We start from the raw sequence: 9,429 nt of genomic DNA, 5'->3' as shown, positions 1-9,429 counted from the left end.
TCTCACAACACGGTATCAACGATATCCAAGATCCCGCGGCCCTCAGGAGAACCGCTGCCCGTCTCGCGCTGCGCTACCGGAGTTCGGTGCGGCGCGTCGGGGCGCCTTATCTAGAAGATCCAAAGCGGTCTGTCAAGCCTTTGTTTTCGCGCCGGCCAAACTTTACTTCGTCTCGTCTTCGGCGTCTCCGCCGATCCCTTGCCGCCGTCGCGCTTCTCAGCGCCCCCGGCGTCGTGGGAGCCGGGTTATAGGCGGGTTGGCCAAACCCGGCAAGCGCTTTTTTCATCGCTCCGCATTTTTTTCGCTGCACCGCATCACGAGCCGAGAAGGACGGTCATCGCCCCCTCGATCAGCCGCCGGGCGTTGGCGAACAGGGTGGCCATCTGAAGCGTCACCAGGAAGGCCAGCGCGTAGACGATCCCCGGCTGCGTCTCCTGCCAATCGAGGACGCGGCGGGCCAGCCGCTCCGGCACGGGGACGGCCAGCACCACCGCCATGATGAGGACACCGACCACCCCGCCCGCCAGGATGTCCGTCGGGAAGTGAAGCCCCAGATAGACGCGTGGCAAACAGATCACCACCAGCGTCCATAAAAAGGCGAAAGTCCCGACCAGCCGGTTCGACCACCACAGGGCGGCGGCCAGCGCGAAAAACAGCACGGCGTGATCGCTGGGAAAGGAACTCCAGCCGTCCACCGCCCAGGCGTTCACATCATAAGGAACGACGAAGCCCAGCTCCGGGTCATGGACCGGGCGCAGGCGCATCGGCAGGAAGTTCTGCATCCCGCGCCCGACGGCGATGGCCAGCAGCGCCCCGACGATGGTCTTCACCGAATAGAGGTCCGGTCCGATCAGCCGCCCGCTGCGCCGGGTCCAGCACCACCACAGCAGCGCCATCAGCACGCCGCCCTTCAGCAGGTCGCTCTGGGCAATGACATAGATGGTCTTGTCCGCCGCCATGCTGGCGCGGCTGTAGCCGTTCAGCCAGCCGATGATGACGAGGTCGAATGCCGTGGTCACGCCGTTCCCTCCGTTCCGCCGAGCCGGCCGGCCTTTGGAAGGCCGACCACTGGGAGCAGGGAACGGAAGGGCAAGCCCCGAGGGTACCGGGTATCGGGCTTATCCCGGAAGGGTCAGCGCCGCTCGTACACGCTGTCGCCGCCCGCCCCACCGAACAGAACGACGTCGTAGGGGTCCTTCACCCCCGTCTCCATGCCGGGCGAGCCCTGCGGCATGCCGGGAACGGCGAGGCCGACCGCCGCCGGACGTTCACGCAGCAGCCGCTGCACGCTGTCGGCGGGGACGTGGCCTTCCAGGGCGTAGCCGCCGACCAGGGCGGTGTGGCAGGACTGGAGCCGGGCGGGCACGCCGAGGCGCGTCTTCACCGGCTCCACATCGTCGACCTCCTGCACGGTCACCGGGAAGCCGGCGGCCCGCATATGGTCCACCCAGCCGCCGCAGCAGCCGCAGGTCGGCGATTTCCACACCATCACTTCCGGCTTCGCCGCGGAGGAGGCCGAGGCGGGGGTCGTGCCGACCAGGCTGCGCACCGCGATGGCCAGGGCGCCCACCGTCAGGCTCGCCCCCATGGCCGTGAGAAACATCCGACGATCCAACATTCCCAACACCCGATCCACAGACTTGCGGAAAGATGGCCTGCCGCCACCCCGTTTCAACGCAGTCTGCCGCCCGCCGCCGCCGCCCGCTTTGATCGTGGTCAATCGACGCACCGCGGACCGACGGTTGCGAAAGGACGAAATTCATTCCATAAGGACAACGAACCCGTTGCGCAGGGGAAGTTGCATCGGTTACCGCTGAATGACAGCAATCCGCGTGGCAACACCCTGACAGGCACTCTCCGGAGAACCGGTCCTTGGCCGGACACCGGCCGAACGGACGGGCAAGCTGAACGGGCAGACGGGCAGGACGGGCGGAACGCGCAGCATGGGAACCGACCTTCTGTTCGCAGACGACGATCTGCCGCCGCCGCCCGAGGATGGGGCGGAGCCGTGGATCGTGCTGATCGCGGACGATGAACCGGAGGTCCACGCGGTCACCCGGCTGGCGCTGGGAGGTTTGCGCTACAAGGGACGGCGGCTGTCGCTCGTCAGCGCCCTGTCGGCCGGCGAGGCCGCGACCATCCTGCGCTGCACCCCCAACGTCGCCATCATCCTGCTGGACGTGGTGATGGAGACCGACGACGCCGGGCTGCGGCTGGTCCGCACCATCCGCGAGGAGCTGAACAACCACGCCATCCGCATCATCCTGCGCACCGGCCAGCCTGGACAGGCGCCGGAGGAGGATGTGGTCCTCGCCTACGACATCAACGACTACAAGTCCAAGGCGGAGCTGACGGCGAAGAAGCTGTTCACCTCCGTCGTCGCAGCCCTGCGCGCCTACGCCGACATCGTGGCGCTGGAGACCAACCGCCGCGGGCTTCAGCAGATCATCCAGTCCACCGACCGGCTGTTCGAGCTGCGCTGCATGCAGCAGTTCGCCGCCGGGGTGCTGACCCAGCTGTCCGCCTTCCTGCGCGTGAAGCCCGACGCCATTCTCTGCGCCCAGCGCGGCGCCGCCGGCCGACCGCTGCCGGACGGCGCCTTCTACGTGCTGGCCGGAGCCGGCTGCTACGCCGAGGCGGCCGGGCAGACGGCGTCGCCGGCCGGAGCGGTGATCCCGCCGGCCCTTGCCGACCGCATCACCGACGCTTTCCGCAGCCGCCGCAGCCATTACGGGGCCAATGAGACGACCCTGTTCATCCGCGTCCCCGACGGGCACGAGGTGGCGGCGTGGATTCACACCGACCGTCCGCTGGACGAGGTGGACCGTGGGCTGGTCGAGGTGTTCGCCTCCAAGATCGCCCTCAGCTTCGCCAACGTCAGCCTGTACGAGCGGCTGCGCGAGGCCAACGAGACGCTGGAGGCCCGCGTCGCCGAACGCACCCGCGCGCTGGAGGCGGCGAACGCCAAGCTGGAGCGGCTGGCCACCGTCGATCCGCTGACCGCCGTGTGGAACCGCCGGCATTTCCTGGACCTCGCCGCGGCGGAACTGGGGCGCGCGCATCGGCACGGGCGGCGGCTGAGCGTGATCCTGCTCGACCTCGACAATTTCAAGGCGGTCAACGACGGCCACGGCCACGCCGCCGGGGACGAGGCGCTGCGCACAGCGGTGCTCCGCGCCCGCGAGGCGCTGCGCACCTCCGATCAGCTCGCCCGGTTCGGTGGGGAGGAGTTCGTCGCGCTGCTGCCGGAAACCGACCTTTCCGGGGCCCGCATCGTGGCCGAGCGGGTGCGCGCCGCCATCGCCGGACGCCCGGTGGTGACCGACGGACGGGCCATCCCCATCACCGCCAGCCTGGGCGTGGCCGAATGGAACGCCACGGAGCCGTCCATCGAGCTGACCCTGCGCCGCGCCGACGCCGCGCTCTACGAGGCCAAGCTGGCCGGTCGGAACCGTGTGTGCGTCTCGGACGAGCCGAAGGCGCTGCCCCATCCCTGATCCGACCTCACGCCGCGCGCGTCACCGGCGGCCTGGAGCACACAAACCCTGGAGAAGACGGTGCCGGAGCGCTGGAAGAGGAGCCGCCGCTTCCGGTCAGGGACCCGGACGGGATGAAGGCCCGGCAAAAGAGCAACCCCCGCCATCCCGAGCGCAAGGACCTCTCCGTTCTTTCGGTGAGGCTTTACCTCGATTGAGGACCCGGACGGATAGGCTTCCCCTTTTGGGGGAGCCCCGGCGGCGGTCATCTGCCGGACGGACGGTTGCTGTCACCTCTTTTCGCTACCATGTCCTTCACAGTTGCGTCATTCTGATCGGGTCAAGCGGAGGAGCCATGATGGATCTCGATCTGGTCGTGCTCGTTGGGGCGATGGCTGCGGCCCTCGCCGGTCTCGCTGCCGCCCGCCCGGCCATGAAGCCGGTGCGTGTGCGCAGCCGGAACCGCCGTCGGCGCTGACCTCCGGCGCCGCGTCAGGCGGCGCTTCGGTTCACGGCGCCGTGAAACGCGCGGTGCTGCGGTCAGGCGGCGGCTTTGCCCCGGAGGCGCTCCGGGGCTGCCGTCAGCGGTCCAGGTTTCAGCGGTCCAAATTGCGGATCGCGCGGTTGAGTTCGTACTCTTTGGAAGCGACATGCGCTTCCAGGTTCCCCACGCGTTTTTCGAAATCGCGAAAGCGTTGCGTCAGGCCGGCCAGCGTGCGGTCGGGCTTGATCGACACGCCGCGCCAGAAGGCCTCCTCCTCCGGGTTGCGGTAGACCGCCGGCGGCTTGACCGGCAGGACCAGGACCGCGATCACGTAGGCGAGGATCAGCGGCGGCATGAAGAAGAACAGGCCCAGCACCAGGGCCAGCCGCGCCAGTCCGGGCCGGAACCCGAAATAATCGGCGATGCCGGCGCACACGCCCCCCACCACGCCACGCTGCGGATCGCGGTAGAGCCGGTGCGGGTTGGGCGAGTCGTAGGGCGAAGAACGGTCCATCGTCGGGCTCCCGTCAGGTCGGAATGATCGTGGAATGCGGCCGGCTCACAGCTTGTCGCGCCAATTGGGCGACTCCGCGTCGAGCACCCGTTCCAGCGCGTGGATGCGGCCTTCCAGGCGGTTGGAGATGTCCCACAGCTCGGCCAGAAGCTGCTCGTCCTGGGCCGACAGCCCGCGCTGCCCACGCCATTTGGTGATGTAGTGGAAGATGATCCAAAGCGGTGCCACCACGGTCATGAAGAGCGCCGCGAGGACGAAGCTGAAACCGCTCATCAGGGGACGGCCTTTCTTGTTGTTCGGGGAAACCCCTCCCCCGCGAAGCGCGGGAGAGGGGACTCAGCGCCCGCGTCAGTGTCGACGCCGGTGTGGGATCAGCTTCCCCGGCGCGCGGCGACGCGGGCCTTCAGCGCGGCCAACTCGTCCTGGACCTTCTTGTCGGCCTCCAGCTCCGCGATCTCCTCGGTCAGCGTCTTGGTGCGGCCCACGTCGAAGGCCTCCACGCGGCCCTCCAGCTCGTCGAGGTTGCGCTCCACCTGCTCGAAGCGGGAGAAGGCGTCGTTGATCCGCTCGTCGTGCAGGGTGGAGCGGACGCGCACGCGGTTGACCGCCGTCTTGGTGCGGGCGATCAGCGCCTTCTCGCGGTTCTTGGCGTCGGTCAGCTTGGCCTGGAGACGGCCGATGTCCTCGTTGGACTTGGACAGCGCCTCCTCGACCTGGGCGAGCTGGGCGGTCAGGACGTCGGCCTCCTCGGCGGCGCGCGACTTGGCCATCAGCGCCTGCTTGGCGAGGTCCTCGCGGTCGTGGGTCAGCGCGGTCTCGGCCTTGCGGTCCCAGGAGTCGCGCTCGCGGTGCAGGTCGGCGATGCGGCGTTCGATCTCCTTGCGCTCGGCGATGATCTTCACCGTGGAGGAACGCACCTCGACCAGCGTGTCCTCCATCTCCTGGATGATCAGACGGATCAGCTTCTCCGGGTCCTCCGCGCGGTCGAGCAGGGAGTTGAGGTTGGACTGCACGATGTCGGTCAGGCGCGAAAAGATGCTCATGGGGATGTGTCCGTTCTTGGTCGCTTCGGGTCTTGGTCGCTTGGTGGGCGGGCGTTGGTTGCGTCAGCCGAGGATCGTGGCGATCAGCAGGCCGGCGGCGAAGAACGCCCAGCTCTCGGTGGGGCGGCTGGTCAGGTAGGTCCGGATGCGCGCGGCCAGCGGACGGGCCTCGCGGGTGTAGCGGCGGTGGTAGTCGGTGTAGTGGCTCATGCGGGTCTCCTCGTTTGGTTCCCTTCTTCGCAATGGCCGTGCCAAAGCAGGAAATCCCCGCAAAGCCTTGTATTCCCTGGAGCGGATGGTTGGCGTCCAGGCTTGGAACATCGCCATTTCCGCGATAGAATGAACAAATTCACCAATTCTTCGCCTTTTTGACCATGCAACCCAATCCGCCTTCCCTGCTCGGGGAGTCCCCGGCCTTCCACGCGGTCCTCGCCCACGTCTCCCGCGTGGCGCCGCTGGAGCGTCCCCTGCTGGTCATCGGGGAGCGCGGAACCGGCAAGGAGCTGATCGCCGCTCGCCTGCACTATCTGTCCCGCCGTTGGGACCGCCCCTTCGTGAAGGTGAACTGCGCCGCCCTGACCGAGAGCCTTCTCGACTCCGAACTGTTCGGGCACGAGGCCGGGGCCTTCACCGGGGCGATCCGGCGGCAGATCGGGCGGGTGGAGCAGGCCGACAGCGGCACGCTGTTCCTGGACGAGATCGCCACGGCCAGCGCCGCCGTTCAGGAGAAGCTGCTGCGCGCCGTGGAGTATGGCGAGATCGAGCGGGTCGGCGGGCGGACCCAGACCGTCGATGTGCGGGTGATCGGGGCGACCAACGCCGACCTGCCGGCGCTGGCCGAGGCCGGGCGGTTCCGCGCCGACCTGCTGGACCGGCTGGCCTTCGACGTGGTGACCCTGCCGCCGCTGCGCGCCCGGCGCGAGGACATCCCGATCCTGGCCGAGCATTTCGCGCTGGGCATGGTGCGGGAGCTGGAGCGGGCGCTGTTCCCCGGCTTCGCCCCGCGGGCGCTGGAGCAGCTTCTGGAGCATGGCTGGCCAGGCAACGTGCGCGAGCTGCGCAACGCGGTGGAACGCTCCGTCGCCGCGTCCGACCCGGAGGGGCCGGTGGAAGACATCCTGATCGACCCCTTCGCCTCCGCCTGGCGGCCAGCTGCGCCGGCGGTGTCCGCCCCGTCACCGGTCGCGGAGGAGGAGGCGCCCGTTGCCGCCGGAGACTTCCAGGAACAGGTGCGACGCTTCGAGTCCGGGTTGCTGGAAACGGCGCTGGAGCGTAACCGCTTCAACCAGCGCCAGACCGCCGAGGCGCTGGGGCTCGGCTACCACCAGCTTCGCGGGCTGCTGAAGAAGCACGGGCTGATCGGCAAGCCCGAATAGGCGGGCTATTTCTTCTCCAGCAGCAGGGTGCCCTTGCTCTGCAGCCGGTCCTTGACCTTGTTGGCCAGCAGGCCGAGCGCCCAGGGAAGCTGCACCTCCACGGTGACGCTGTCGTCCTGCACGTCGATGAAGCCGGTGACGGTCTGGGCCATCGCCACCACGCGGAAATCCACGCGGTCGTCGGTCCAATGGTCGTCCATGCTGCTGGCGACCGCGGCGAGGTGGGAGCGGGCCTGCCCCACCCCCTCCGCCACGCGCCGCTTCGCCTCGTCCCGGCCGAGCTTGTGGGGAATGGAAACGGTCAGGGGTTTCGACATGAACAGGCTCTCCGCTGCGTCAACGCTTATTCAAGGAAACAACAGTCCGCGCCGGCTTTTCTTCCACCCCCGTCATCCATCTGCAACGGTGCTAAGACAAATCTTATCTCTTTCGAGGACGCTCTTTCGTTGCAACGGGGCGGCGGCGTATAGCTTTCCATCACAGATTACATCGGGCATGGATTTCCTGGGGGCCGCGACCGCGCCGTGAGCAACGATCGACCGGGCGAACTCTTTGCGGGGCCGCGCCCCATCCAGACGCGGGGGGAGGAGCCGGCGCTGCGCCCCCGCCTGCCCAAACGCGCGCCCAAGCCGGAAAAGCCGAAGGCCGAGAAGCCCAAGGCCGAGAAGCCGCGGAAGGCCACGCCGCCGCCGCGCAAGCCAGCCGCCAAGGCGGCCAGGGGCGGCGGCGGTGGGCGGCGGCGGTCGATCCTCGGCACACTGGTCTATGCCGGAATGGTGGCGGGGGTGTGGTGCGGCATCGCGCTGGGCGCGGTGCTGGCCTGGTTCGCGCTGGACCTGCCGGACATCTCCAAGGTCGCGCAGTTCGAGCGGCGCGCCTCGGTCACCGTTCTGGCGGCCGACGGGGCGGAGTTCGCGCGCTTTGGCGACCTGCACGGCACGACGCTGGGCGTGCGCGACCTGCCGCCACATCTGATCAACGCCGTGCTGGCCATCGAGGACCGGCGCTTCTACTCGCATTTCGGCGTCGACCCCATCGGTCTGGCCCGCGCGCTCTACGTCAACTGGCGGTCCGGGCGCTCGGCGCAGGGCGGCTCCACCATCACCCAGCAGCTTGCCAAGAACCTGTTCCTGACGCCCGAGAAGTCGCTGAAGCGCAAGATTCAGGAGGCCATGCTGGCGCTTTGGCTGGAGCACCGCTTCACCAAGGACCAAATCCTCACCGCCTATCTGAACCGCGTCTATCTGGGGGCGGGCACCTTCGGCGTGGACGCGGCGGCGCGCACCTATTTCGGCAAGCCGGCGACCCAGCTCGACCTGCGGGAATCGGCGATCATCGCCGGCCTACTCAAGGCGCCCTCGCGCTACGCCCCGTCCTCCAACCCGGACGAGGCGGCGGAGCGGTCGCGCGTCGTGATGGGCGCCATGGTCGACGCCGGCTTCATCACCGCGCAGGAGCTGGAGACGGCGCGCAACGCCCCGCCGTCGGCCAAGCGCAAGGCGGGCGGCGATGGGCGCTATTTCGCCGATTGGGTGACGGAGCTGGTCTCGGCCTTCGTCGGCTCCGGACACGGCGACGTGGTGGTGCGCACGACGCTGGACCTCAAGCTGCAACGCGCGGCGGAGCAGCGGCTGGAGGAGATCCTGTCCGGACCCGGTGCCGCCGCCAACGCCCGCCAGGGCGCCCTGGTCGCCATGACCACCGACGGCGCGGTGCGCGCCCTGGTCGGCGGGCGGGACTACGACAACAGCGAGTTCAACCGCGCCACCCAGGCGATGCGCCAGCCGGGATCGGCCTTCAAGCCCTTCGTCTATCTGGCGGCGCTGGAGGCCGGCTGGTCGCCGGACAGCCCGGTCGAGGACGCCCCGGTCCGCATCGGCACTTGGAGCCCCGGCAACTACGACGGCAAGTTCCGCGGCACCATCACCATGGCCAACGCGCTGGCCCATTCGTCCAACACCGCGACCGTGCGCATCATCGACCGCATCGGGGTGGAGCGGGTGCGCCGGGTGGCGGCGGGGCTTGGGATCAATTCGCCGCTCGGCAAGGACCTGTCGCTGGCGCTCGGCACCAGCGAGGTCAACCTGCTGGAGCTGACCCGCGGCTACGCCGGCATCGCCAACCGCGGCGCCCCGGTCTGGCCCTACGCCATCACCGAGATCCGCGACCGCGACGGCAACGTCCTCTACCGGCGGCAGGCCGGTGGCTCCGTCCCGGTGGTCGACCCGGCGCACGCGGTGCAGCTCACCCGCATGATGAGCGGCGTCATCGAGTACGGCACCGGCAAGTCGGCCAAGCTCGACCGTCCGGCGGCGGCCAAGTCGGGCACCACCCAGGACTACCGCGACGCCTGGTTCGTCGGCTTCACCGCCGACCTCGTGGCTGGGGTGTGGCTGGGCAACGACAACAACGCCGAGATGAAGCGGGTCACCGGCGGCTCCCTGCCGGCCAAGCTGTGGCAGGGCTTCATGCTGGACGCCCACGCCGGACGCCCGCCCCGCCCCCTGCCGGGGATGGAGGGCGCCCCCGCCTATGT

At 68.9% G+C, this 9,429-nt stretch carries 11 protein-coding genes; 4 read left to right on the top strand and 7 right to left on the bottom strand.

Features of this window, described 5'->3' with window-relative positions:
• Positions 1-314: 314 nt before the first annotated feature.
• On the bottom strand, positions 315-1,019 hold the full coding sequence (locus DXK32_RS31150) for a phosphatase PAP2 family protein (protein ID WP_114862043.1): 705 nt from the start codon (positions 1,017-1,019) through the stop codon (positions 315-317).
• A gap of 113 nt (positions 1,020-1,132) precedes the next feature.
• Positions 1,133-1,603 (bottom strand): DUF411 domain-containing protein, encoded by a 471-nt coding sequence (locus tag DXK32_RS31145; protein ID WP_114862042.1) that lies wholly within the window; start codon positions 1,601-1,603, stop codon positions 1,133-1,135.
• Positions 1,604-1,943: 340 nt separating this feature from the next.
• Between DXK32_RS31145 and DXK32_RS31140 the strand changes: the two genes are divergently transcribed.
• Positions 1,944-3,497 carry a diguanylate cyclase gene (locus DXK32_RS31140; protein ID WP_114862041.1) on the top strand — a complete coding sequence of 518 codons (1,554 nt, stop codon included), beginning with the start codon at positions 1,944-1,946 and terminating at the stop codon, positions 3,495-3,497.
• Positions 3,498-3,831: 334 nt separating this feature from the next.
• Entirely contained in the window at positions 3,832-3,954 is a 123-nt protein-coding gene (locus tag DXK32_RS33590; RefSeq protein ID WP_014239103.1) for a hypothetical protein, read from the top strand.
• 118 nt (positions 3,955-4,072) lie between these two features.
• Here DXK32_RS33590 and pspC read toward each other — a convergent pair whose 3' ends face one another.
• The 4 genes from pspC to DXK32_RS32835 form a co-directional block, all read right to left on the bottom strand.
• Complete coding sequence (gene pspC / locus DXK32_RS31135) at positions 4,073-4,474, bottom strand: envelope stress response membrane protein PspC (protein WP_114862040.1); 402 nt, start codon at positions 4,472-4,474, stop codon at positions 4,073-4,075.
• Between the two features lie 45 nt (positions 4,475-4,519).
• The gene (gene pspB / locus DXK32_RS31130) at positions 4,520-4,747 is read right to left on the bottom strand and encodes an envelope stress response membrane protein PspB (RefSeq protein ID WP_014239101.1); all 228 of its coding nucleotides are present in this window, start codon (positions 4,745-4,747) and stop codon (positions 4,520-4,522) included.
• 98 nt (positions 4,748-4,845) lie between these two features.
• The gene (gene pspA / locus DXK32_RS31125; protein WP_114862039.1) at positions 4,846-5,517 is read right to left on the bottom strand and encodes a phage shock protein PspA; all 672 of its coding nucleotides are present in this window, start codon (positions 5,515-5,517) and stop codon (positions 4,846-4,848) included.
• A gap of 63 nt (positions 5,518-5,580) precedes the next feature.
• Entirely contained in the window at positions 5,581-5,727 is a 147-nt protein-coding gene (locus DXK32_RS32835) for a hypothetical protein (protein ID WP_205215873.1), read from the bottom strand.
• 164 nt (positions 5,728-5,891) lie between these two features.
• Between DXK32_RS32835 and pspF the strand changes: the two genes are divergently transcribed.
• The gene (gene pspF, locus DXK32_RS31120; RefSeq protein ID WP_114862038.1) at positions 5,892-6,893 is read left to right on the top strand and encodes a phage shock protein operon transcriptional activator; all 1,002 of its coding nucleotides are present in this window, start codon (positions 5,892-5,894) and stop codon (positions 6,891-6,893) included.
• Positions 6,894-6,898: 5 nt separating this feature from the next.
• On the opposite strand, the gene DXK32_RS31115 is transcribed toward pspF, so the two are convergent.
• Positions 6,899-7,210 carry a polyhydroxyalkanoic acid system family protein gene (locus tag DXK32_RS31115; RefSeq protein ID WP_014239097.1) on the bottom strand — a complete coding sequence of 104 codons (312 nt, stop codon included), beginning with the start codon at positions 7,208-7,210 and terminating at the stop codon, positions 6,899-6,901.
• A 207-nt stretch (positions 7,211-7,417) separates the two neighbouring features.
• Here DXK32_RS31115 and DXK32_RS31110 point away from each other — a divergent pair.
• Positions 7,418-9,429: transglycosylase domain-containing protein (locus tag DXK32_RS31110; RefSeq protein ID WP_114862037.1), on the top strand; the 2,012-nt coding region annotated here is incomplete at its 3' end.

The sequence above is a fragment of the Azospirillum brasilense genome (assembly GCF_003349955.1).
Taxonomy (GTDB): domain Bacteria; phylum Pseudomonadota; class Alphaproteobacteria; order Azospirillales; family Azospirillaceae; genus Azospirillum; species Azospirillum brasilense_B.
This window is presented reverse-complemented; position numbering and strand designations above follow the sequence as displayed.

What these genes read in the sequence shown, in the direction of transcription:
- pspF (WP_114862038.1), top strand. Translation starts at nt 5,892, where the DNA reads ATGCAACCCAATCCGCCTTCCCTGCTCGGGGAGTCCCCGGCCTTCCAC.
- DXK32_RS32835 (WP_205215873.1), bottom strand. Translation starts at nt 5,727, where the DNA reads ATGAGCCACTACACCGACTACCACCGCCGCTACACCCGCGAGGCCCGT.
- DXK32_RS31145 (WP_114862042.1), bottom strand. Translation starts at nt 1,603, where the DNA reads ATGTTTCTCACGGCCATGGGGGCGAGCCTGACGGTGGGCGCCCTGGCC.
- pspB (WP_014239101.1), bottom strand. Translation starts at nt 4,747, where the DNA reads ATGAGCGGTTTCAGCTTCGTCCTCGCGGCGCTCTTCATGACCGTGGTG.
- pspC (WP_114862040.1), bottom strand. Translation starts at nt 4,474, where the DNA reads ATGGACCGTTCTTCGCCCTACGACTCGCCCAACCCGCACCGGCTCTAC.
- DXK32_RS33590 (WP_014239103.1), top strand. Translation starts at nt 3,832, where the DNA reads ATGATGGATCTCGATCTGGTCGTGCTCGTTGGGGCGATGGCTGCGGCC.
- pspA (WP_114862039.1), bottom strand. Translation starts at nt 5,517, where the DNA reads ATGAGCATCTTTTCGCGCCTGACCGACATCGTGCAGTCCAACCTCAAC.
- DXK32_RS31115 (WP_014239097.1), bottom strand. Translation starts at nt 7,210, where the DNA reads ATGTCGAAACCCCTGACCGTTTCCATTCCCCACAAGCTCGGCCGGGAC.
- DXK32_RS31140 (WP_114862041.1), top strand. Translation starts at nt 1,944, where the DNA reads ATGGGAACCGACCTTCTGTTCGCAGACGACGATCTGCCGCCGCCGCCC.